The sequence below is a fragment of the Streptomyces sp. NBC_01410 genome, assembly GCF_045040195.1.
In the GTDB taxonomy this organism is placed as follows: Bacteria; Actinomycetota; Actinomycetes; order Streptomycetales; family Streptomycetaceae; genus Streptomyces.
Map to the genome: position 1 here is coordinate 3,157,424 of NZ_CP109530.1, position 24,527 is coordinate 3,181,950.

Annotated in this window: 12 protein-coding genes and 1 pseudogene; 4 read left to right on the plus strand and 9 right to left on the minus strand. The window is 67.0% G+C overall.

Annotation, left to right across the window (positions count from 1 at the left end; all coding sequences use genetic code 11):
- The first annotated feature begins 127 nt into the window (after positions 1-127).
- Entirely contained in the window at positions 128-3,112 is a 2,985-nt protein-coding gene (locus OG741_RS14465; protein WP_405597755.1) for a beta-N-acetylglucosaminidase domain-containing protein, read from the plus strand.
- 111 nt (positions 3,113-3,223) lie between these two features.
- Here OG741_RS14465 and OG741_RS14470 read toward each other — a convergent pair whose 3' ends face one another.
- Entirely contained in the window at positions 3,224-3,760 is a 537-nt protein-coding gene (locus tag OG741_RS14470; protein WP_266476305.1) for an HNH endonuclease, read from the minus strand.
- 248 nt (positions 3,761-4,008) lie between these two features.
- Between OG741_RS14470 and OG741_RS14475 the strand changes: the two genes are divergently transcribed.
- The gene (locus tag OG741_RS14475; RefSeq protein WP_405597758.1) at positions 4,009-5,073 is read left to right on the plus strand and encodes a mechanosensitive ion channel family protein; all 1,065 of its coding nucleotides are present in this window, start codon (positions 4,009-4,011) and stop codon (positions 5,071-5,073) included.
- A gap of 173 nt (positions 5,074-5,246) precedes the next feature.
- Here OG741_RS14475 and OG741_RS14480 read toward each other — a convergent pair whose 3' ends face one another.
- The 4 genes from OG741_RS14480 to OG741_RS14495 all read right to left on the minus strand — a co-directional run bounded on the left by OG741_RS14480 (position 5,247) and on the right by OG741_RS14495 (position 9,701).
- The gene (locus OG741_RS14480; RefSeq protein WP_405597761.1) at positions 5,247-6,599 is read right to left on the minus strand and encodes a VCBS repeat-containing protein; all 1,353 of its coding nucleotides are present in this window, start codon (positions 6,597-6,599) and stop codon (positions 5,247-5,249) included.
- A 420-nt stretch (positions 6,600-7,019) separates the two neighbouring features.
- The gene (locus tag OG741_RS14485; RefSeq protein WP_405597763.1) at positions 7,020-8,891 is read right to left on the minus strand and encodes a LamG domain-containing protein; all 1,872 of its coding nucleotides are present in this window, start codon (positions 8,889-8,891) and stop codon (positions 7,020-7,022) included.
- A gap of 211 nt (positions 8,892-9,102) precedes the next feature.
- A complete protein-coding gene (locus OG741_RS14490; protein ID WP_405597765.1) occupies positions 9,103-9,414 on the minus strand; it encodes a hypothetical protein in 312 nt (103 codons plus the stop codon).
- Complete coding sequence (locus OG741_RS14495; RefSeq protein WP_405597767.1) at positions 9,414-9,701, minus strand: hypothetical protein; 288 nt, start codon at positions 9,699-9,701, stop codon at positions 9,414-9,416. The genes OG741_RS14490 and OG741_RS14495 overlap by 1 nt, the downstream gene beginning before the upstream one ends.
- A gap of 102 nt (positions 9,702-9,803) precedes the next feature.
- Here OG741_RS14495 and OG741_RS14500 point away from each other — a divergent pair, with 102 nt between their 5' ends.
- Positions 9,804-9,929, plus strand: coding sequence for a hypothetical protein (locus tag OG741_RS14500; RefSeq protein WP_405597769.1), 126 nt, complete (start codon positions 9,804-9,806; stop codon positions 9,927-9,929).
- Between the two features lie 45 nt (positions 9,930-9,974).
- Positions 9,975-11,319 (plus strand): annotated as a pseudogene (locus OG741_RS14505) (tyrosine-type recombinase/integrase).
- Positions 11,320-11,475: 156 nt separating this feature from the next.
- Here the strand turns inward: OG741_RS14505 and OG741_RS14510 are convergent.
- From OG741_RS14510 to OG741_RS14525, 4 genes are all read right to left on the minus strand, one after another.
- Positions 11,476-11,919: an Imm10 family immunity protein gene (locus OG741_RS14510; RefSeq protein WP_405597772.1), complete on the minus strand. Its 444-nt coding sequence runs from the start codon at positions 11,917-11,919 to the stop codon at positions 11,476-11,478.
- Positions 11,892-18,839 carry a polymorphic toxin-type HINT domain-containing protein gene (locus OG741_RS14515; protein WP_405597774.1) on the minus strand — a complete coding sequence of 2,316 codons (6,948 nt, stop codon included), beginning with the start codon at positions 18,837-18,839 and terminating at the stop codon, positions 11,892-11,894. Before OG741_RS14515 ends, OG741_RS14510 begins: the two co-directional genes overlap by 28 nt.
- A 160-nt stretch (positions 18,840-18,999) precedes the next feature.
- Positions 19,000-22,569: a LamG-like jellyroll fold domain-containing protein gene (locus OG741_RS14520; RefSeq protein ID WP_405597776.1), complete on the minus strand. Its 3,570-nt coding sequence runs from the start codon at positions 22,567-22,569 to the stop codon at positions 19,000-19,002.
- A gap of 142 nt (positions 22,570-22,711) precedes the next feature.
- Complete coding sequence (locus tag OG741_RS14525) at positions 22,712-24,325, minus strand: VCBS repeat-containing protein (protein ID WP_405597778.1); 1,614 nt, start codon at positions 24,323-24,325, stop codon at positions 22,712-22,714.
- Positions 24,326-24,527 lie beyond the last annotated feature (202 nt).

Below are 24,527 nucleotides of genomic sequence, written 5' to 3' on the forward strand. Positions count from 1 at the left end.
CCACCTGCATTGACACCCTCGCTGTGGGGGTGGTGGGCTCGAAACCAACCGGAACGCGACCGGAACAGCAAGCGGAGCGACAACGGAACGACGGCCGGAACGACAGGGGACACGAGGGGAGACGGGCGTGCGGCTCGCGCGCAGGAGGCGCACCGCGACAGCCGTCGCGGTCGCTGTCATCGGCAGCCTGCTCGGCGGCGCGCACAGCGCGGTCGCGGCCCCCGACAACCCCGGCTCCCCCGTCGGCACCGCCACGGACCCCGAGGGCGAGGCGGGGCTGCCCGCGGTCTGGCCGCGTCCGCAGACGATGCGCGCGGCGGGCCCGTCCGTACCGCTCGACAGCGAGGCGACCGTCCTCGTGGACCGTGCCGCCGATCCGTACGCCGTTCAGCGGCTGAAGGAGCTGCTGCACGAGTCCGGCGTCAGGACCGTGCACAGCGAACTGCCCGGCCGCGGACCCGTCGTGCGCGTCGGCGGGAGCGGCGCGCAGGAGGCGCTGCGCGCCCTGCGGGCACGCGAACGCGCCGATCTCCCCTCCGGCGGCTACCGGATCGCCGTCGGCCGGATACAGGGCCGCGCCACGATCGCGCTCGACGGCGTCGGCGACGACGGTCTCTTCCACGGCGTGCAGACGCTGCGCCAGCTGATCGTGCGGAAGACCGGCGCGGTCGGTGCGGGCGCCGGCGGTGCGAGCGTCGCCGGAGTGCTCGTACGCGACTGGCCGGGCACGGCGGTACGCGGCATGACGGAGGGTTTCTACGGTCAGCCGTGGAGCCATCAACAGCGGCTGGCGCAGCTGGACTTCATGGGGCGCACCAAGCAGAACCGCTATCTGTACGCGGCCGGCGACGACCCCTTCCGGCAGGCCCGCTGGCGCGATCCGTATCCCACCGCCCAGCGCGCGCAGTTCCGGGAACTCGCCGAGCGTGCCCGGCAGAACCACGTCACGCTCGCCTGGGCCGTCGCGCCCGCGCAGGAGATGTGTCTGGCCGACGACGGCGACGTCAAGGCGCTGACCCGCAAGATCGACGCGATGTGGGCGCTGGGTGTACGCGCCTTCCAGCTGGAGTTCCAGGACGTCAGCTACAGCGAGTGGCACTGCGGCAGGGACGCCGACACCTTCGGCTCGGGACCGGAGGCGGCGGCCAGGGCGCAAGCGCGGGTCGCGGGCGCGGTCGCGGGGCATCTCGCGGACCGGTATCCGGGTGCGCAGCCGCTGTCCCTGATGCCGACGGAGTTCTACCAGGACGGAACAACCGCCTACCGGCGGGCCCTCGCCGACGAGCTTGGCAGCCGGGTCCAGGTGGCGTGGACGGGCGTCGGCGTGGTGCCCCGTTCCATCACCGGAAGCGAACTGGCCGGTGCCCGCGACGTGTTCAGGCACCCGCTCGTCACCATGGACAACTACCCGGTCAACGACTACGCGCGGGACCGGATATTCCTCGGCCCCTACACGGGCCGCGAGCCCGCCGTCGCGACGGGCTCCGCCGCCCTGCTCGCGAACGCGATGGAGCAGGCGTCCGCCTCCCGCATCCCGCTCTTCACCGCCGCCGACTACGCCTGGAACCCGAAGGGCTACCGTCCCCAGGAGTCCTGGAAGGCGGCCATCAACGATCTCGCGGGCGGCGACACCAGGGCCCGCGAGGCGCTGACCGCGCTCGCAGGCAACCACTCCTCCTCGATCCTCAGCCCCGCCGAGTCCGGCTATCTGCAACCGCTGCTGAAGGAGTTCTGGCACTCCCGCACGACCAGGGACGCGGCAGCCAGGGACCGGGCGGCGGCCGCGCTGCGCGCAGCGTTCACCGTGATGCGCGAGGCCCCGCAGCGGCTGAAGCAGTCCGCCGACGGGCAACTCGACGACGAAGTACGGCCGTGGCTCGATCAGCTGGCGCGCTACGGCCGCGCGGGCGAACTCTCCGTCGACATGCTCCAGGCGCAGGCACGCGGCGACGGCGAGGCGGCCTGGCGGGCCTCGCTGGACCTTGAGCCGCTGCGCCCGGCACTGAAGGCGAGCCGGGCGACGGTCGGCAAGGGGGTTCTGGGCCCCTTCCTGAACCGGGCCGCGAAGGAGTCGGCGGCCTGGACGGGCGCCGACCGTTTCAAGGAGACGGCCGGCGAGGACACGCTGTGGCTGGACCGGCCCCGGCCCGTCGTGGCCGTGACCGCGATGACCGAGCCGTCCGCCGGAGCGGGCGCGGGATCCGGCAGGCCGGGCGCGGGCACGGGCTCCGGCAACCTGGAAGCACACGTTCCGGGCGAGGGCTGGCGACCGCTCGGCCCGCTCTCGGCAAGCGGCTGGACCCAGGCGGACGCCAAGGGCCTGCGGGTGGACGGGGTGCGGATCACGTCGGCCGGTGCGCAGCCTGTGGCCGTACGGTCCGTGGTGCCCTGGTTCGCGGACGAGCCCCTCGCGGGCCTCGATCTCGTACGCGGCGAGGCGGACGCCGAGATCGGCGGCGGCCCGCAGCAGGCCGGGGTCCGCCTCACCGCGCACCGCCCGGCCGAAGTACGCGGCGCGCTCACAGCGAAGGCCCCCGCGGGCATCAAGGTGACGGTGCCGAAGGAGACGACGGTGCCGCGCGGGCCGGGGACGACCGTGCCGGTCGAGGTCACCGTCCCGGCGGGCACACCGGCCGGGGAGTACCAGGTGCCGCTGTCCTTCGCGGGCGAGGAGCGCACCCTGACGGTGCGCGCCTACCCGCGCACCGCGGGCCCCGACCTCGCGCGCGCCGCGGGCCCCGCCGCGTCCTCGTCCGGCGACGAGACGGCGGACTTCCCGGCGGCCTCGGCGATCGACGGCGACCCGAAGACCCGCTGGTCCTCACCCCCCGAGGACGGCGCCTGGTGGCAGCTGGAACTGGCCCGCCCGGCGCGGCTCGGCCAGGTCGTCCTGCACTGGCAGGACGCGTACGCGAAGAGGTACCGCATCCAGGTCTCGGCGGACGGCCGCACCTGGCGCACGGCGGCGACGGTGGGCGAAGGCAGGGGCGGGCGCGAGATCGTCCGTATGGACAGCCGCGACACCCGCTTCGTCCGGGTCCAGGGCGATGCGCGGGCCACGCAGTACGGCTACTCACTGTGGTCGGTGGAGGCGTACGCAGTAGCGGAGTGAGGCCGACGGGGCTCGGCGCCGCGGGCCGTGGCTCGGGCTCCGGGCGGGCGCGGGCTCTGGGCGCGGGACCCGAAGGTCCAGCGCCCGTGCGCCAACAAAAACGACCCGCTCTCAGGCAGAGATGCCGTCGATCCGGGCCATCGCGTCGTCCGCGCCGTACGGCTGCAGGTATGGCAGCCAGCGCGGGTCTCTATGCCCGGTCCCGATGATGCGCCACGCGAGCCCGCTCGGCGGGGCGGGGTGATGGCGCAGCCGCCACCCCAGCTCGCGCAGATGCCGGTCGGCCTTGACGTGGTTGCAGCGGCGGCAGGCCGCCACCACGTTGTCCCAGGCGTGCTGTCCGCCACGGCTGCGCGGAATGACATGGTCGACGCTGGTTGCGACGCCACCGCAGTACATGCAGCGCCCGCCGTCGCGGGCGAAGAGTGCTTTGCGGGTGAGAGGAACGGGCCCCCGGTAAGGGACCCGCACGAACCGCTTCAGCCGTACGACGCTGGGTGCGGCGATGACACGGGTCGCGCTGTGCATGAAGGCGCCGGATTCCTCGAGGCAGAGAGCCTTGTTCTCCAGGACGAGGATGAGCGCGCGGCGAAGCGGTACGACGCCGAGCGGCTCGTACGACGCGTTGAGGACCAAGACGTGCGGCACGGTGGATGCCTCCTTGTACGCCGGCGGCGCGTGGCTCGCGCCGGGACGATCTGCTCTTCAGTGTCTCCTCATGCCAGGTCCGAGCGCCACCACGTACAGGTAACGGGCTCGAGGTGTTTTGCACCACATGCTGTCGACCAGTTCATCCCCGGGTGAGCCTCGTCTCTCCCTCGAACACCGCAACGGAGCACACCGGATGCCCCGTTAGGGTGGTTGGTCTGCCACCGCAATGCCTGGAGGTTCCCCTCGTGTCCCTTTCCGTCCTACTGGCCGCCGGCCCCTCCACCGAGCCGCGCTCGCTCGACGAGGCCGCCAAGCAGGCAGGAGACGCCGCGGGCTACGTGGAACAGAACTGGTCCACGTGGCTGAACACCGGCCTGCGTATCGCCCTGATCCTGCTGGTCGCACTGGTGATGCGGATGCTGCTGCGCCGCGCCCTGACCAAGCTGATCGAGCGGATGAACCGCTCCGCCCAGGCGGTGGAGGGCACGGCCCTCGGCGGCCTGCTGGTCAACGCCGAACGCCGCCGTCAGCGCTCCGAGGCCATCGGATCCGTACTCCGCTCGGTCTCCTCTTTTGTGATTCTCGGCACTGCGGGCCTGATGATCCTGGGCGCTTTCAAGATCGACCTGGCACCGCTGCTGGCATCGGCGGGAGTAGCGGGCGTCGCGATCGGCTTCGGCGCGCGCAACCTGGTCACCGACTTCCTCTCGGGCGTCTTCATGATCATGGAGGACCAGTACGGCGTCGGGGACAGCATCGACGCGGGCGTCGCCTCGGGCGAGGTCATCGAGGTGGGCCTGCGCGTCACCAAGCTGCGCGGCGACAACGGTGAGATCTGGTACGTCCGCAACGGCGAGATCAAGCGCATCGGCAACCTCAGCCAGGGCTGGGCGACGGCCTCGGTCGACGTCATGGTCCGCCCGACGGAGGACCTGGACCACATCCGCTCGGTGATCAGCGAGGTCGCGGACGTCCTGGCGAAGGCCGAACCGTGGAACGAGCGCCTGTGGGGCCCGGTCGAGGTGCTGGGCCTGAACGAGGTCCTGCTGGACTCGATGACGGTCCGGGTCTCTGCGAAGACGATGCCGGGCAAGGCACTCGGCGTGGAACGCGAACTGCGCTGGCGCATCAAGCAGGCCTTCGACAGGGCGGGCATCCGCATCGTGGGCGGCCTCCCGCCGGTGGCGGAAGAGGCGACGACGACGGACCCGACGGCGGGAATGGCGGCACCTTCGGCGTACGCGTCGACGACGTCGCCGCAGTCGATGGCTGCGACACCGATCGGGCCGCAGGCGAACATGTCGAAGTAGTACGACGTACGGGAACGGGCGCCCCGGCTGCTGTGGCCGGGGCGCCCGTTCCGGCGTATCGCCCTTTTTGCGGACTCAGGAGCTGCCTGACCGCCCACCGACCCTGATCCCCCATCGCCGGGCCGCGGCCCTCCACGCCCTGCCCCATCACGCGGGCGGGGCGTGGCCGGAGCTTACGACGGCTGGAAGCCGCCCACCTGGGGCATGTCCCCGGCCACTCCGAGCTTCCCGGCGGTCAGCTCTACGCTGCCTGTTCCGGTGGGGCCGGTGGAGCCGCCCGGTAGGACCCACACCGCGCCGCGGTAGCTGTCCTCGCCCTCCGCGCCGATGATCACATCAGGACGACCGTCGGCCCTGACGTCGCCCACCGCGAGCGTGAGACCGAACCCGTCGCCCGGTTCCGACACCCCGGGAACCGACGCGGTCTCCTGGGAGAGCTGGTACGAGCCGGCGCCGGGCGTGCCGGTCTTCGTACCGGGGATGATGACGACGACTCCGGCGCGCGCCTTGCCGTTCTGCGTCTGTCCGGGCGCGCCGACGACGATGTCGCCGACACCGTCCTTGTTCAGATCCGCGACGGCCAGGGCGGTGCCGAAACGGTTGTACTTCGCCGACGCGCCGACGACGCCGGCGGTGTCCTGGCTGATCCGCACCGGTGTTGCCGCCAGACCGTTCTCACCGCCGTACCAGACAGTGATCTGACCGCCCTTGTGGCCGTAGGTGCCACTGATCGGTTCGTCGGGGTCGCCGACAACAAGGTCGTTGTAGCCGTCGCCGTTGACATCCCCGGTGGCGGTGGTAGTGCCGTCAATGGGCAACGGGACGCTGGGGCTCGCGGGGTCGACGTACACGAGACCGCCGCTGTAGCCACCGACCCGCACGGAGGTGATGACCCGCGCCGCCCGTCCGTCGCGCACCAAGTAGTCGGTGACGGCGACCGAGGGCGTGCCCCAGTGCGGCGTCTTCGTGCTGACGGAGCCGTTGCGTGCGAAGGTGCCGCTGAACTCGACCGATCCGGCGTAGCCGCCGACCAGGACACGCGCGCCACCGCTGTCGCGCACTGCAGCGACATCCAGGCCGTACCGGCCGCCCTTGGTCAACGTCACTGGCAACGTGCTTGCCGCGGCCAAGCCGTTCTTGCCACCCCACAGGACGGTGACTCCGCCGGCGTCCGCGGCGCTGCCGAGGTCCTCGTTCGGCGCTCCGACGACCAGATCGCTGTAGCCGTCCTTGTCGAGGTCGGCGAACGCCGTCGAGGCGCCAAAGAGGTCTTGGGCCTCCGCGGCGTCCGGCACACCGGCCGTGTTCTGTGTGATGACGGCCTTGCGCAGAGTGGACACCCCGGTCCTGGAGCCGTAGAGGACGGCGACCGCCCCCGCTCCGTCCATGCCTCCCACCTTGGCCGTGGGCGCCGGGACGACCAGGTCCTGGTAGCCGTCCCCGTTGAAATCCGCCGGCGCGGCAATGGGCTTCGCCACGGCGTCGGCGGGCATGACGACCGAGCCCGCCACAGCTGTGCAGGCCACAGCAACTGCAGTCGCCAGCCTGTTTCTTCCTGTCTTCCCCACCCTGTTTCCCCTCCTGATGCACAGTGAGACAGCAGGAGCGTACGACTCCAACCCGCACTGCTGCGGCACGAGGTCCGGCGGATTCGCCTCTCGGTTCCTGCGGTGTCTCCGTAGAGCCCTTCAAGGGTCCTAGCAAAGACGTTGGACGTGTGGGTGGGTGATGGGGCAGGTGGCGGATGCCGAGGAAGGCGTCGTGGATTTCGTCGCGTCATTTCCAATCGGACGCGGAGGCGGAGGAATCCGCGAAGCCATGCGATGGTGCGCCGCTCGCCGACCCACGTAACGCTCCTCCGGCGAACCTGTCGAAGTAGGTCACGAGACCGAGAACGGGCACCTCCGCTACAGCAGGCGCCCGTTCCCAGTCCGCGTCATCAGTGGTCAGCCGACCGTCCCTGGCTCAAGCATGTACCAAAGCCCGTTCGCCGTCGGGGCGCCGCTCCAGATGCGCAAGCGGTCCAGACTGCCGGGGAGATAGTGGTCGAGGCTGCCGCCGTCGACGCCGCGGCCCACGGCCAGTTCACCCGTACCCTGCGACTGCGACGTGAGTCCCGCATGAGGGCTTGTCACCTGCGAGGTGGTTCCGATGAAGAGCCTGAGCCTGCCGGATGTGTCCGGATCACCAGGGGTGGTCGCAGCCGCGTCGAAGATGCCGGTGACATCGATCGGGGTGTCGAAGTCCCCCATCACGTCGTCTGCCTGGACCTCGACCCGCTCCGTGACGTTGCCGGCCGCATCCACCGCGGTCCGCACAAAGCTCCACGCGGAGACGTCCACGTCGAACTTGGTCAGCACGAGCGCCCACGACGACTCGCCCGCGAGCTTCTGGCCGGCCACGATTCCGCGATAGCCGATCGGCTTGGCCGCCCACTCGGCACTGTCCACACGCACACGGGCCGACACCGTGAACGAATCGGTCTCGTCCACCGCCGGTCCCTGCGCCGCCGCAAACCCCTGCACTCCGTCGAGGGCAAGCGTGCTCTGCCCCGCCTCGTCCGCCCGGAGCTGCGCCCCCTCTGCCGACAGGGCGAGGGCGGGTCGGCCGTAGCCGCTGACGTCCTTGATCTCGCTGCCGCCGGCAGGCCCGGCGCTCCAGTCCGCAACGAGCGCGGTAGCCGGCTCTCCGTCGGCCGTGAGTGCCGACGCCTGCTGAACGTCCACAGGCCTGAGCGCCCGCTGCCACACAGCTGCTTCGTCGACATAACCGTGGAAGTAGCCCTGGTAGCTGCCGTCAGCCCTGGTGCGGCCGATCTGAAGTCCCTTGGGGGACGACCATGGCTCGTACGCCGCGGCCTCGGCGGAGAGATTCACCGGCTGGCCCTGGGGGCGGCCGTTGACGAACAGCTGGACGGTGTCGTTCGTCTTGTCCGTGTCCCTCTTGGTATCGAACACCCCTGCCAGATGCGTCCAGACACCGACCGGCGGGTTCGCCGCATCACCGTAGGAGACGACCTCCGTCGTGCCGTCGGCGTCTCGAGCGCCACGGCCGAAAGCCCACTTCTTCTGCTCGGCGGAGTAGCGCAGGCTGAATGCGGCATCGCGCGCCCCTGGAGCCGAGAGCACGACCTGATCGGACCTCGTACCGGCGAGATACGCCCAGGCCGAGACGGTGAACGATCCCTTGGTATCGACAGGCGGCTCGGCCGTCGCCGCGTACGCCTTCCCCTTGTCCGGGTTGGTGCTGTTCAGGCTGAGCGAATAGTCACCCTTGCCGCGCCGTGCCCGGTCCGACCAGGTCGCGCCGCCCTTGAGCGTCGCATCATGGCGCTCAGTGCCCTCGGTGGCGGTGTCCTTCGTGGTGGTCACCGCCAGGTCCGTAGGACGGTCGGCAAACTGCCACTGCCCGACCGCGCCCGAGGCCGGCTTCACTTTGAACGCGAAGGACGCGGGTGTGCCCCACCGCCCACCCCAGTCCTTGGCTTCAACTTGCAGAACCTGAGTTCCGGCATTGGCAGGCACCGCTGCATAGGGCGCCGGCTCGGCCCCGCTGACCACTGTGGCTCCGAAATCGGTCAGCAACCTCACGCGGTAGCCCGTGACATCGGTGCTCCCCGTCGCGGCATCGATGTCCGCCACGTTGGGCCGAAACGTGAACATCCCAGCCAGCCCGGGCTCGCCCTGCCCGGCGCAATCATCCGCCGTGCACTCCGTGTAGGGGCCGTTGCTGGTGATCCGCGGAGCCAGGGGCACCGGGTCGTCCTCCACGCCGAAGGCCGGGGTCGAGAGCACCCCTGCCATCAGTGCAGCACCCACCAGCGCGCTCCATGGGCGAGCGCGTCTCCATCTGCCTGCAGGCATGACTGATCCCCTCCAAGGGCCTCCCCAGACCCTTCCTCGAACGGACGACCGCATGAAGTCCGTCGGCGAACCTTAGCCCCAGGCAGCGGGCTTGATCGATAAATTAGTGCCGGAAACTCTTCGACCTCGACAGGGGGCGGCTCGGACCGAGCGACCCCCTAGACCATCAAGCTCCGGACGACGGGTCAGTGTCGGGTTCGGGCAGTCGGGCACCGCGGCTCTCAGCCACGCGCATGGCGTCTCGCAGTGCTTCGGTCAGCCGGGCCGAGAGAAACCGGAGCTGGAAGGCGTCGACTCGCGGGTCATCGATTATCGCCTCTGCATGGCCGAGCAGTTCAGCACCCATTCCGAGCTGAACGGACTCGATCTGGTCGGCGACGCGGGAGATGTAGCCTCCACCCTTGTCCGTGAGCAGATAGCAGGGCTTGCCCTCAGGCCCGGTCCAGGGCAGCAGCCGGGCGGCTGGCTCCCTACCCATCAGGCGACTCCCAGCCCGTGGATGTCCCGGGTGTCGAGATCGATCCCGTACGACGCGAGCCACAGCACCCGGCGGTGTTGCCTGCGGAATCGTTGTTCGTGCGCGACGAGATAGGGACGTACGAGCGCGGAGTCCTCACCCCGCAGCAGCGACGGGATACGTGCGCGAGCGGCGGCGTCCGGCACGGTCACGAGGTAGGGCACCGACCAGGCAGCCCTGTGTCGGCCTCGGGCGGGGAACAGCAGTCTCAGTAACTGCTCGAAGATACGGGCGATACGGTGCGGCAAGTCGACCTGCTTTCTTCAGGTGGACCACGCCCCAGGGCCGTCTCCGCGGCCGCGGGTGTCTTCGATAGTCGTACGACCACCGACCGTAGGCCCCCTGCGCGTGTGACGGTGCGGCCCGTCGAGCTGTTCGCGACCCCGTGGGCGCGGATCTTCAACGGGCAGCTCTCCGACGGCGTCGCCTACCGTGCCGCCCGTCTGGAGCTGGTGACGGTGGAGGCGGCCCAGTGATCCGCACGACTTCATTCGTACCCGCCTGGAACAGGAAGCCGCCTGATGACCACACCCCGCCCCGCTCCGTCCCGCCGCACCCGCACCCGCACCCGCACCCGTGCGAACGGCGACGGAACCGTCTACCAGCGCAAGGACGGACGCTGGGAAGCCGCCGGATACGTCCTCGCCCCCGGCAACACCCGCAAACGCGTACGCGTCTACGGCACCACCCGTAAAGACGCGATGACCAAACTCACCGAGAAGATCGCCGCCAGCAACCGCGGCCTCCTCATCGCCGCAGCCGACAGCACCGTGAGCGCCTACCTCGCGTACTGGCTGGACGGCGTCGCCGTTCACCACCTGCGGGAAAACACCCACACCCGCTACGCCGCCTCCATCCGCCTCCACCTCAACCCCGGCCTCGGCCTCGGCCTCGGCCTCGGCACCAAGAAGCTCGCCCGGCTCACCACCCGCGACGTCCGCACCTTCCTCGACGGACTCCGCACCACCTGCCAGTGCTGCGCCCAGAACCGGGACTCCGTCCGGCGATCCTGCTGCGCCATCGGCGAGTGCTGCGGAAAGCGGCTGTCGCCGCTGACCGTCACGTACGTCCACGCGGTGCTCAAGTCCGCCCTGGAACACGCCATCCGCGAGGACGAACTTCCCCGCAACGTCGCCCGGAACGTCAAGACGACCACGCCCCGCCCCCGACGCTTCCAGCCCCTCACCGCCACCGAAGCCCGGCGACTCCTGCACGCGGCCCACAACGACCGGCTTCACGCCCTGTACGAACTCGCCCTGCGCACCGGACTCCGCAAGGGTGAACTCCTCGGCCTCCACTGGGAAGACCTCGACCTCACCGGCGGCACCGCCACCGTCCACCGCTCCCTCCAGCGCACCCGCAGCCAAGGCCTGACCGTCCTGAACACCAAGACCCTGGCCTCCGAACGGCGCATCGCCCTTCCCACCGAATGCCTCAACTCCCTCAAGATCCACCAAGAAACGGCAGCAGGAAGAGCGCCAGGCGGCCGGACGAGACTGGACGGACAACGGCCTCGTCTTCACCACCCCGAACGGCAGGCCTCTCGACCCCACCAACCTCACCCGCCGCTTCCGCCGCCTCCTCCACAGCGCCGAACTCCGGACCATCCGCTTCCACGACCTCCGACACTCGACCGCCACCCTCCTCCTGGAACAGGGCGTCGATCCCGTCGTCATCAAGGAACTCCTCGGCCACGCCCACATCGGCGTCACCGCCGGCGTCTACGCCCACGTCCGGCTCCGCCTCCAGCGCCAGGCCATCGACACCCTCGGCAGCATCCTCAGCCAGGCCATCGACACCCTCGGCAGCATCCTCAGCCAGACCGACACCCCAGACGACCCGCCCACCGCAGCCGTCATCCGCTGACGTTGCCGTCACCGTTGCCGTCAAACGCCCCGAGGGTCCCCTCCACGCAGAAGCGCGGAGGGGACCCTCGCATGTACCGGGCTACCGGATTCTCCATGAGGAGATGGCAGACGGAGCTCCCTCAAGAAGCGCAACCTACGCGCCGGTGGGCAGATCCTAGACGTCCAGCCCAATCAAATCCGGTCGCTTCTCAGGAGAGCCCCAGTCCAGAATTTCGCGGAGCTTCCGAGACAGGTTCTCCTCATCCACCTGCGCTTCACTCAGGTTCACTTCAACGGGCGTTGAGATCTCAAGGATCTCTGCATCTTCAGTGGCGAATTCCAACGTGAGAACCATATTGGAAAGTCGCACGCTTCGCAGACAGCCGTATACGGTGAAGCCTCGCTCAGTAGAGACATTGTAGGAATCCATTCCAGACTGGATTTCCTGCTCATCTGGTTCGTACGTAGATCGCTGAATTGAAAACGATCTCTGGGCGCCGGACTCATCCTCCCCGGCAACGCCCACCTCAAGGGCCTCTTCGTCCTCATAATCCTCGAAGAACCCAACCTCTGTGGCGGTCAATCTCATTGTTAGCGCCTCCTCCTTCCAGCTGTCCACGACCCATCCCCCTTGGCGCCGGACCATTCATACGTGACCGACACCCCCAATTCGTTGACCATACGGTTCATCGCACCCTTACACCGCGAGCAGGGAGGGAGTTGGCCTTGCATCCTAACCGCATCACCGGAGCTCAACGGGAACTTTCCAGCGAACGGGTCATTCGGCAGTGAAACCTTCGGCCCCGTGGAAGCACCCGCCATGCGCGAGAATCGATGCTCCGTGTGCGTGAAAGCCGAGTTGTTGGGGTACCCGAGCCCAGCCTCTTCAGGCGTCATATCGCCGCTCTCCAGCGAGATATCGCTCGTGCTCCCATCTGACGACCTCACAGAGATATCGCACATATGCCCATTGCCGCCAGTGTTATGAACTAGGACCGGCGTGACCCCCGCGAGCACATAGTACGTGTGCAGGTCGCTAACGGTGAGGTTATGCACCGTGGACTGCTGGGTCCATCGCTGGACCGCACTGATCTGCACCATCGGGCCGGCCGCAGTGCGAAGCCACTGGCCCGCCATGAGGTCCGTCGCGTCGATCCAGTCCCGCAGCTCCGGAACCCAGAAGGGGTGGCCGTCCGTGGCGGTGACCGACGCTGTCTTCTTGCCCTTCTCCCCGTCCGTATCAATGGTGACCTTGACCAGGTTCTTGGTTCCCTGCCCCTTGATCTCCGCCGTGACCGTCTGAGTCTCCGTCTTGCCGGTATCCGGATCGGTAGCGACTACCTCATCACCAATATCGACATCCTTGATGGCTTTGGTACTCCCATCAGCCATCAAGACTTTCTCTTCTGGAACAAAGCTGTTGCAGGTGGCTCCTTCAACTGCGGCTTCAGCCGCTGCCTCAGCCTTGTCCGCGGCCTTATCGAACTTGAACCAATCCTTGAGGCCGGTGATGAGTTTGTCGAGCAGCCCCCAGACCCGCTTGCCCAGTTCGTAGGCCTTCTTCCACTTCCACGGGAGGCCATATCTTGACGCGAGCTTGCCGACCAATCCGCCTACGAAGCTTGTGGCGACATTGAGCAGCGTCGCGCCACACGCACCCAGGTTTCCTGTCGTGAAGCAGTCGAGAGCATCCTTGATGCCCAGCTCTTCCATCGCGATATCGGCAAGCTCTCGGGCCGCCGCGGCAGCCCGCATCTTGGCCCCGTCGGCCTTGGCGCGCTCCTTGTCGGCCTTGTCCTGTGCGACGGACTTTCCGTTCACCGGGTACAGGAACTTGCCGCTCTTGTCGTAGCACCCTTCCGTTGTGCATCCGGGGCCGTTGTCTGCCGTCCACACCGTGTTCGGATCGGCGCTGCAGCCATCACAGAACTGACCACTCGCGTCGCTGCTGCTCACGGGGTTGCTGTTGGCGTACGCGTACCCGTTCATTTGCTGCGGGTCGTTGTAGTCGATGATCGGGTCGACCGAGATGAAGCGGCCGATCTCCCGGTCGTACTCGCGGGCGCCGACATTGACCAGGCCCGTCGACTCGTCGACCGTCTTGCCCAAGAAACCCTTGTCGTTTACCCAGTTCTTGCCGTCGCTGCCGCGCTCGCTGCCGTACGGGTCCATGCGGCGACGGGTGATCTCGCCCGTGGTCGCATGAACAGCGATCTCGGCCGTGCCGTGGTGGTCGGCCGCCACGAACTGGACACCACTGGCCGTGCGCATGGCGACAGTGGAACCGCCGAACCCGTAGTAGCGGGTCGCTGTCACCGCCTTCGTCGTACGGTCCAGGCGCAGTTCCATGCCCGGCAGGTACAGCGTCTTTTCGCCGCCGACGTTACGGAGCAGTCGCTGGCCGCCGGCGTCGTACACGTAGTCCGTCGTCTGCGCGCCTGTGACCTTCGAGAGCTTGCCCTGGGAGTTCCAGTCCAGGCTCTGGGTATTGCCGCCGAGCACACGCTTGGTCGTACTGCCTGTGCTGTCGTACTCGAACGTGTCCTGGGACCTGACCTCCGGGCTGCCCTGGTAGGCGGGGGCGAACTCCTCGACCTTGGTCAACGCGTGCGGGCCGCCATCGCCGGTCTCACCCGCGGTACCGTCCTGATCCGCGTCACTGTAGGTGTAGGTCCGCGTGTTGTCAGGCGCTCCGGTGCCGCCGAAGCCGTGTGCGATCTCCTTCGTGCGGTTGCCCGTCACATCGTCGAACTCGTACGAGCGCCAATACGGGGCCGGACCCCCGACGTTGGAGGCGGTCGGTGCCGACGCGCAGGCGGCATTGGTGGCGCCCGTGCCGATTGCCGTGTCGGGGGTCGTCGTGCTCGTCCAAGCCTGGGTCATCCGGCGCTGCCAGTCGTGCTGGAAGCACTGGACGTCCGTCTCTCCACCGGTCGGCTGGTCGGTGATGGAGGTGACATTGCCGACCGTGTCGAAGGTGTAGCGGGCGTCGTACGTGACCGCGGCAGCGCCTTCACGGTCGACACGGGAGCTTGTCATCCGGTTGGTACCGCGCTCATAGCCGTAGTTCAGTTTGGTCTTCTTGGCTCCCTCGGCCCCGCTGGTCAGCTCCAACTCCGTCAACTGGCTGGTGGTGCTATAGCCAGCCTTGTTCACGTAGGTGTTGTTGACGAATGTCGCTCCGTAGCCACTTCGGAGCGCTGTCTGACGCTGCAAACCGTCGTACGTGGGGTACAGGCCTTCCTGTGAAAGGCCTCCGGCCGCCGGAATGGTCGAAGATTGCACCGTTCCGTCGATGTTGTACGCGGTCTTGTACTCGTACGCGCCGCCCAACTCAGGCTCAGCGGTCTTGGAGATGCTGTAACGGACGGTCAGAGGCTGGTAGCTGGCGTCGAGCTGGGTGACCAGGGTTGCCGCGTAGGTGGAGCCATTGACGTAGGTGTAAGTGCCATAAGCGTGGCCCTTCGCCACTACGTCGTAGGTGAAGCCGCTCAGCTGCTTGCCGACACCCGGCTCCCCGTCCCAGGTGGCCGTGGTCCGGCCGAGTTTGTCGTAGACCGTGGAGATCTGCTTACCGCGCGAGTCGGTCGCCGAGGTCAGGCGATCCAGGGCGTCGTATTTGAACGAACTCCCGCCAGTGTCCGGATCGCTGGAAGTGATCTTCCGGCCGCGCTTGTCGTAGGTGTAGGACCAGACGTTGCCCTTGGCGTCCTTCACCGAATCCAGCAGGCCGGCCGTGGTGTAGGTGTACTTGGTCGTCACATAGTCGGCAGGAGTTCCGATGGGGAGCGGCGAGTCGCCCTTGTACTGACGCCGCTCGATCGTGCGACCTCGGCCGTCAGTGATCGTCGTGGTCGGCGCCTGGCCGTTCGGCGGATCAACATGGACGCGGTCGCCGCCATGCGTGAAGGTGCTTCGCCACTTCTCGTCACCTGCTACGGCGAAGATATCGGCCGTCTTGCGGCCTGCTCCGTCGTACTCCGTCAGATTCTGCGCGTCGACATCGCCGTTGCGGACGGCGAAGAGCTGATCGCTGGGAGCACCCGTGGTGTAGTAGTCGGTGTTCGACTTCACGACCTGGCCAAGACCGTCGTAGAAGGTGTCGGCGACCATGCGGCCGCTGGTCGGCCCTTCCGTCTGGACCTGGACAGGGCGCAGACTGCCGTCGTACAGCGTGTACTCGGGCGTCGCGTAGCCGCCGCCCATCTGAATCTTCTGCGTCGTCACAGCGGACGGCGCATTCTTACGGACGAGGTAGGCGTACTTGATACTGGGCGTGAAATTCTGGCTCTTTGGGAGGTCGGGGAGCCAGACGTTGACGAGACGGCCCAATCCGTCGTATCCGAGGTCGGAACGCTTGCCATTGGGATCCGTCTGGGCGATCGGGCTGCCCCAAGCGGGCTCGTACTCGGTCGAGGTCTCCCAGCCGAGGACGTTCTTTTCGACCTTTTTCGTGGCCAGGCCGTTGGTGTCGGTGTAGACCATCGAGGTTTCCGTGCCTACGGCGTCCTTCACCTTCAGCGGGCGGCCGTAGGCATCGAAGTCCGCAGGAACGAGCTCGGTGACGGTCTCATAGACAGGGGTGTCGATGTTCAGCGCGCCGAACCGCTGAACCTTGGTGGTATCGCCCTTCGTCGGGCCGGCGCCTAGCGCCTGGCCGTCATAGAAGGTCAGGTCGTCGGAGAGAGTCTCCTTGACGTGGTCAGCCGTGTTGGCACAGTTAGTCGCCGTGGTGTGAACCCGGTACGGGTAACCGAGCATGTTCTTGCTCACGTTGTCCGCGTAGTGCGTGAGCGTGCACTGATCGTCAGTGGCATCGCCATCGATGCCGAAGTCGTCGACCTTCGTCACTCGGCCGGTGGCGATGTCGTACACGTTGGCGCTCTTCACCACCTGCCACTTCGGGGCTGCGGCTGTATGGCCTTCCAGCGCCGTGTAGCTGGCGGTCCGCCACGGACGCACATAGCGGGATTCGAGCGTTCCCCAGGGCTTCACACGCGTTCCGGTGACGCGAGTCCAAGGAGTGCTCAGGCTCTTGGAGACGATCGCATCGGCGCTGTAGGAGCCGTTGTACGTAGCCGTCTCGAGCTCGAAACCGGACAGGTGGTCGGAGTCGGTGTGGACAGTACCGGCCGAGTCGGTGACGGTCTCGGTACGAGTCCCGCCTGCCGGTGTCGCGTCACCGTTGAGTCCACGGAAGAACGTGTGCTCGGTACGGGTGTTGGTAGGTGCCGCGACGCCGCCCTCTGAGCGGGTGACGCGAACCTTGTTGTAGCCCCGCCAGTCGCCCCACGTGAGGTACTTGGACTCGGTGATGCCATCCGCTCGGGTTTTCCGCCAGCCGGTGTCGCCAAGGTAGTCGTACGAGGTGGTCATGTCGGGGCTGCCACCAACGAGGTCTTCTTGGGTGACAGAGCCGACAACGTACTTGTGGAACCAGTCGGTGATGGGCTCCTCGACGCCCGGCGGATTCCACTTCACCGGGTAGCAGCGCCTGGTGGATTCGCCCTCCTTGGGCAGAGAGCCGGCGGTGCAGTCTGCAGAGGCGTAGATGACGCTGAGATGGCCTCCGGTCTCATTGGAAACACCAGACAAGCGGAACCGGTTCATCGCTTGGATGTTGTCACCCGCGATGTCAATGCGGTTCGGCAACTGGCTGCCGTGGAGCTCGACGGACGGCATGGAGGTCGCGGTTCCTACGCGGCCAGTGTGGTCGATGTACTTCAGCCAAAGCGATTTCGAGCCGTCACCGTTGTCGGTGAAAACATGTGTCAGCTTCCAGTGATCCACATCGGAATAGCCGGAACCGGATCGGATCTGAGTAGTGAGCGATGCGAGCTTTTTGCGGGTCCAGAACGTCGGCGAGTTCTGACCCTCGCACTTCGTGTTGACATTGCAGTTCCGGTCCCAGGGAACGTCCGGCCAGCGGGTTGCTGTGGCATCGGACAGATCACCCGGCTCACAGTCGGCGGCCGCGTCGACGCAGCGCTCGTCCGTGGTGAACACCACGCGGGCGGGTGCGGCGCTCGTGTACACCTGGCCGTCACGCTGCCCGTACTCCGCACGCTTGAGGTAACCACCGCGGATGTACGGCTTTCCGTTTTCCGTGTACTTGAGATTCTGCGTGTAGTAGTTGGTCTCCTTGCCGTAGTAGAAGGACATCACGTTGCCGTGCGGATCCTTCACGTACGACAGATTCCAGCGCCATGCCTGATTGCAGTGCGAGGCGTCAAACGTCGCTTGATGGCAGGGCTCGCCACTGTCGTCGCCGTAGACGGGAACAGTCCAAGTGGAGTCGGTCGTCGGATCGGGGTCCACGGTGCCGGTGGTCGCCGGGTCGTCCGAACGCCACCCGGGCAGACGGTCAAGACCGAAGTAGTACTCCGTGCCGGTTGACGCCGTAATACGCCAGTACTCACCGTCGTTGTCGCCGTTGGTGGCGCCGGTGACCTTCTCGACCTTCGAGTTGTCGTCGTTACTGACCCGCCACTTTCCAGTGGCGTCATCCTTGATGATCTCGCCGGAGGTTCCGCCCGCCAGTTGGATCGAGGCGTTCTCGAACGCCCAGCACTGGTCGCCGTTGGCCTTGTCCTGCCCGTCCTGGGCGCAGCCCTTGTAGCGGCGTTCGATGAACCCGGGCTCGTAGCCGAATCCCTGACCGATCCACGTGCCCTGCGAGTTGGTCGCGGCGGTCTGTCCGTCGACGGACTGCGAGGTGTAGCCGAGGCTCACCGACGGGCTGAGCCCGCCGGGAACGGGCGGAGTGCGCATCGGATACGACCAGTTGAACGCACCCGAGGAGTTGGAGACACTCCACTCCGACGACGGCTGGAGCGAGGTGGCTCCGTAGTTGCCCTGGTCGCCGGACGCTCCCGCGGTGGCTGCGAGAAGGGTGGCACCACTGCCTGCGAGCTGCGTGCTCAGCGTCTGGGTGGTTGTCCCTCCAGGCTGGGGTGCCGCATCCACAGTCGCGGTCAGGGTCTTGCGCGGTATGGAGTTTGTGCTCTTCAGCTCCCGAGGAGTGGAGCACTCCTTCTTCTGCGGGGTGGTGAGCAGACACTCCGGGTATTGAACGAGGCGGAGCCTCGACCCGTAGCTGCCGCCATACGCATCAGCGAAGCCGGAATAGTCGAGTTCGACCTTGACCTTGCCCGCGTTGACCACACCGTCAGTGCGCGCCACCTTCAGGAGGACACCGTCTACGCCTGCTGACAGAGCCTTCTTGTGGTCGAGCACTTCGACAGCGAGCGAGTCCGGTCCCGAAGCTGCGGCAGCGGCGGCCTTCAGCGGCAGGCCCTCAGCCTGAACGAGCTTGGCGGAGACGGTCATCTCGTCCCGGCCCGGGCGCGGCCACGTCACCTTCGCCGGATGGGAGACCACGGCGGAGTTCACCGGGTTCTTCCTGGGCTTCTTGGCCTTCGCGTTGGTGCCGCGCGCCGGATCCCTGTCCCGCTGTGCGGCGGGCTTACCAAGACCGCTGGCCTCGGCCTGAGGGGCGTACTGCGGCAGGACGCCGATCGCGACGGCCAGCCCCAGCACAGCTGCGACACGTCGTCGAACCGGACTGTTCGAGAGCGCCGGACGGGTTCGGAACCACGAAGGCGAGGACATTACTGCTCCCAAGGAAAACGGGGGTGGACAGGGCAGCGGGTTGCGGTGGTGGCGGTACGAACCCGCCACCACCGCATGAGCTGTCCGACTAGCTGCTGCTGATACCCGCCGCGATCTGCGCGGCCCGGCTTTGATCGACGGAGCCTTGGTAGGCCCTGACTTCGTCAAGTGCGCCGGAGAAGTACTCACTTCCAGTGCTGCCGGTCAGTGCCCGGCCGACCTGGACGGTCACGCTGGAGAAGTCCCATGTGTTCGGCCACAGGGCCTTCGCTCCGTTGAGCTGGCCATTGACATAGAGCCGCACCTCGCCGAATACGGCGTCATAGGCCAGCGTCAGGTGGTCACCCGAGTTCTCCGACGTTGGCGGGGTGATCGAGTCGTGGACAGAAGTCGACACTGCTGCGGTGTCGTTGACATCCCGATCCGTCACGACCAACTGCCACCGCTGCTGAGCTTGTGAGTACCTGACCACCGCTGCCTTCCCGTTGGTTCCAGCCAGGGAGAGAACCGCCTGATCCCGGCCAGGTACAGGGGAGGCGAGACGGGCACGCGCCGCAATGGCGAAACTTCCTTCGGCCGCGAACAGCCCCGCGCCTCGTTGCGCGAAGCCGTTCATGCCGTCCAGCTGAAGGTGACCGTCGCCCCTCAGCGGCTCTGCAGGGATGCTCGTGCAGTTCTCGTCGAGGTCATCGCACACGTTGTCGGTCACACGGTAGATGGAGGCACCGCCGGACAGAGCGAGCCCCGAGCCGCCGCCGGTCTCCGGCGACACTCCGTTCGTCGCCTCGTCGAGCGGCCAGTATCCGAGCTGTGCCGGGTCGGCCGCATTCAGCTTCGCCATCTCTTCCTCGGACAACAGGCGGTCGTACACCTGTACTTCGGAGAGGGAGCCCTTGAGATGTCCGGTGTAGCCGGACAGTGCGAGCGAGCGTCCCATCTGCAGCCCGCCCGTGGCACTCCATGACGTGCGGCGCTGTGCCGGAGTGGCGGCTGCCTCTTGCCCCTGCTTGTACAACCGCATGGAGCGCTGTTCCCCGTCGTACACGCCCACAAGATGGGTCCAGGTGTTGGCTACAGCCGGCGTGCTGTCTAGTACTCGCCACTCAGTCGACGAGTCGATGCCGGAAGCCGGGAAACGGAACTCCCAGCTCTTGGACAGACCGTCATAGCCGAGCACAAATCCCGGCTCTGCCGTGCCGTCCTGACTGACCAACGTCATGTCGCTGGTCGGCAGCTCGGGCAGATAGACCCAGGTCGACACCGAGAAGGTGTTGGCCGTGTCTACTACTGCGCCCGGCGTGGAGAGATGGGCATCCTGCGACCCACTGAATGTGGCTGCGGTCCGCTGCTTCTGATCGCCGAGGTTCGTCGCGGCGAAGGTGACTCCAGAGCCCTTTGCCGCTGCGGGATCACCGGGCCTCCCCGCCGCGCTTGTCGCTGTGACCGGATCGTCCAGCTTCCAGGCGGCCGCGGGTGCTCGCCCATTGGAAACGATGAACACGTAACCCGCCGGGCCGCGAGCAGACTTGCCGGCCGCATCGACTGCGGTGACCGTCAGGGCGTGCGTGCCCGACCGCGCCGGCGCCCAACGCAGCGTCCCGGGGCGCCCTGTCCCTGACTGCGCGGGGACAGAACCGTTTGTCCCATCCTGGAACTCGTAGCGATAGGAGGCAACATCGGTCGAGGTGGACGTAAAGGTGAAGGTTCCGTAGTCCCCGACGCCGGTGTGCTCGGCGTCATCATTCGGATACTGCACCGAAGTGACCGTCGGAGCGGCAGGAGTCGTCTTGTCAAGGACGAACTCGCATGCCTGCGGGGGCACACTGCTCCATGGCCCCCAGCCATATCCGTCCCCTCCACGCACCTGCCAGGAGTACACGACGTTCTCCAGCAGCGTGAGCGTCGTATTCGCACTCGCAGAACCCTGCAACCCCGCCTTCGCAGTGAACTTCGCCATCCCGGTCTGACTGTCGGCCGGGTCGGTATATGACGTCTTCGGAGCAGCACGGAACGGCTCCGAGGTTTTCCGCTCACCGGTCGTGGGGTCGTTCCACGACAGAATGAATTCGGCGTGCAATGTCTCGGCAAGGCCGGGAATGTCGTTGTGATCGAAGTCCCGGATGATCGCCGACATGATCGGTGGCGTATCCACGTACGGACGCCCCGCACCGTTCACGCACTTACCACCCGGCGAGATGCTCATCTCGGCCTTGGAAGGCTGCGGAGGAAGCCGGTTGTACTTGACCTCCAACTGGCCGTTGCCGCAGAACCGGTTCCAGTACGCATAGCTTGACTCATCGCTTGCCGCGAGACGGAACGTGGTCGTCGCCCAACCGCTGTCCGCTGCCTGCTGCACTGTCGATGCCACGTTGAAGCGGAGATTCTGGTTCGACGCCGTGCAGGAACCAGCCCGAGCCGATGTCGATGCGGAGGCGATCGTCTGCTTCGCCGAAGGCTGATTGCTCCAGTTCGTCGCAGCACCGATGGCAGCTCCACCGGTGCTGTTGACCCTGGACAGCACGACTGGCCGCGCCGTGCTGTTGTAGGCATCCGCGAGCGTGATCGCGAACTCGGCCTCGAGGACGTCCTTGCCGGCCAGCGTCCCGGTCGGAATCGCGTAGAACTGGCGCTTCCTGTCGTCGCTGCTCGCACACAGGACTGAGGTGTCCGCAGGGCAACGGCCGACACCTTCGTGATCGGGGAACTTCCAGAACTCCTCGGTGGGGTAGTACGACGAGACCATCGTCCAGCCGGAGCGGGTGTAGGTCTTGGTCACCGGATCGATGTAGAGCGGGAACTTGGCTGCCTTCAGCAGCTCCTTGTCCGGTGTGAGAACCATCGAGCTGCCGCGGAGCCCCAGCTTCACCGGAGAGACCCGTGAGCCTTCACCCGGGCCCTTGGAAAGATCCTCGCCACGGCCCCGGGCCGCCTCACCCTTGCCATCGGCAGGTGCGCTGCGCGCACCGGGCTTGGTCTCGGCAACCGAGCCTGCCCCCGTGGAATCCCACATCTGAGGCTGCGCGGCTTCGAAGACGGGGCCGTCGGCTGCTTCGTCGACAGCGACGACGCCGCCTTCGGCGTTCGTGCGGAGATTGACGCCATCGGTCGTCACTGGCAGGGCGATCTCTGCCAGTCGCGGGTGGTTCGCAGCCTGGGCGGTCTTGACTACAAGGAGGTGGGAGAAACCATCGATGTCGGCCGTCACGGTCAGGTCCACGCCTGGCAGGACGTCTGCGAACTTCGCTGTGCTGCCCTCGACTTGCGGTTTGGGAAGCGGGCCCGGCCAGCTCACGGACATCCGCTTCCCCGCTCGGTCCATGGAGGCGAAGGGGCCCTTTCCGCCGCCCGAGATCACCATGTCCGCGGTCGATGCCCTTGGAGCCCATGTCCCGTTGGGCTGCTGAACGAGGGTGGTGTCGAGCTGCGCCCACTTCCCGTTCTTGTACGTCCGCACGGGCTGCACATGCTCCCGGAGCGTGAACGTGCCGTCCGGATTGGCCAGCGTCTCACTGCGCTCCGTGCGCAGGTTCATGGCCTCCACCTGTCGGCCGGCCGCAGCCGCTTCCTCCTGTGCCGCGTCCTCGGAGATCGCCTTGCCGTCGCTGCTCTGCTCAGCCGCGACCGCCTCCTTGGCCGCCGTGGGTCCGCTCGCGGGCACACCCACGAGTCCCGCGGCGAAGACTGCCCCCGCAGTTGCCGTAACGACCGCGCCCCGCGCCAGACCTCGGCCCCGCTTACGAGCGAACACGCCTGTACTCCCCACCCTGTGTTCCACTGAATCTCTGTTCCGAGCGGCCGCGTCAGCGGACCACGGCACCGAAGGCGACAGCCTCCGCCGGAATGCCGCCCTCACCGGGCTTCCACGTCTGTGCGGGTGCGCCCCCCGGCGCCACGTTCCACGAGTACGCGTAAACGGCCCGGCCGACCGTCGGGCCGTACGGCATGCCGACGTACAACTGCGCGCCGGCAGCACCGACGCTCATTCCGGCGAACTGGCGAGGCGCCGCAGCCGACGGGATTCCGTTGCCCGGCTGGAGCCACGCGTCCGAGGCGCCCGCAGCGCCCACCATCGGGAAGAGCTGCACGCCTCCTGAGTCGGGCGATTCCGCTGCCGTTTCCTCACCCGGGACACCGACCGCCAGTCGCATCGTCGATGCCGTTCCGACCGACCCTGGGCTGGTGTTCGTCGCGGCCACGCGTTGGCCGAAGTAGTCGCTCGCCTCAGCCGTCTCGTCGACGTCGGTGATGTCCTGGCTGATCCACTGCGTCTCCGTAACCGTCCCTGCCTCAGCAATCTGAAGCAGCTGAACGGCCCCGGCATCGGCCTTGCTCCCGATGTCCTCGTTAGGCACCCCAACGGCCAGCAGGGATTCGGTGTTGGCCGTGGCCCCTGACGGCCGGTGGGGCGCCATGGCGACCGATGTCCCGAAGCCGTCCCCGGACTCGGCCGCCTGGTCCCCGGTTCCCGTGCCGTCCTGGCCGATACCGAACAGCGGCAGAGGAATGTTGTCCGTATTGAGCGAGGGCTTGAAGGCAACGATGCCCCCGGCTTGATCTGCAGTACCGATCACAGCACCTGGGGTGCCCACCGCAAAGTGCCTGCTTGTTGCGGCGATCGCGGCACCGAAACGGTTACCGGACGCGGGGTCGTGCCAGACGTTGGGGCTGTTCTGGTGGAAGGAAGTGATGCTGGGCGTCACTCCATACGCATAGGCGGCGAGCCCCATGTCGGTGAAGCCGGAGCTGTCTTCTCCGGGAACACCGATCACCAAAAACGGGACCCCCGTTGCTGATGTGCCACCGGCAACCGAGAACCCGACCCAGTCCTCCGGTTCATAGGCGTCCGCCATGTTGCCGTCCGCGCCCTGCCGGAAACCCAGGCTCGGAGTGCCCTGACCGATTCCCGCCGTGGAACCGTAGATGACCTGTACCAGACCCGCGTCCGGCACGGCAGCGATGTCCTCGTACGGCATGCCGACGGCAAGGTCGCTACAACCATCGAGGTTCGCGTCATACACCGCGAGGGAGAAACCGAACTGGTCCCCCGTCTCAGCGGCATCGGACACATTGGCCATGTCCTGCGACACCGTGACAACGCCCTTGCCACCGCCGAGGACAACTCGGATCAGACCGGCTTTCTCCTGACCCGAGACGGTGGCGAGAGGATCGGTGATCGCTACATCCCGAATCCCGTCGCCGTTGAAGTCCGACTCCACTCCACCGGCACATACAGCGGCCACAGCGGCGGGCGACGCGACTGCCGTCGCTCCTCCGAGCGCTGACGACATCAGCACTGCCGCACTTACGAGGGCAGCACAGCGCTGCCAGTTTTTCCCCACCCCGGACATCGAAGATCCCCACCCAGTCAGTCCATGCAAAGAAAACTGATCTTTCCCGGAGGCAACCCGTGACACCAGTGGCGCAAGTCCGACATCGACCGATCCACTCGGTCACATATTCATCACAGTCGCTCCACAAAACGACACAGTCTGCGCACGACCGTCGAGCTGAGCCCCAAGGCGGCCGAGCTCAACTTTTTGACTCAACAGCACTTCCCCCGGCCTGATTTGAGCGGAGCTGGGCTGTTTCAATGCTTCACTTTGCGCGCCTTCCGAG

What these genes read in the sequence shown, in the direction of transcription:
- OG741_RS14490 (WP_405597765.1), bottom strand. Translation starts at nt 9,414, where the DNA reads ATGGGTAGGGAGCCAGCCGCCCGGCTGCTGCCCTGGACCGGGCCTGAG.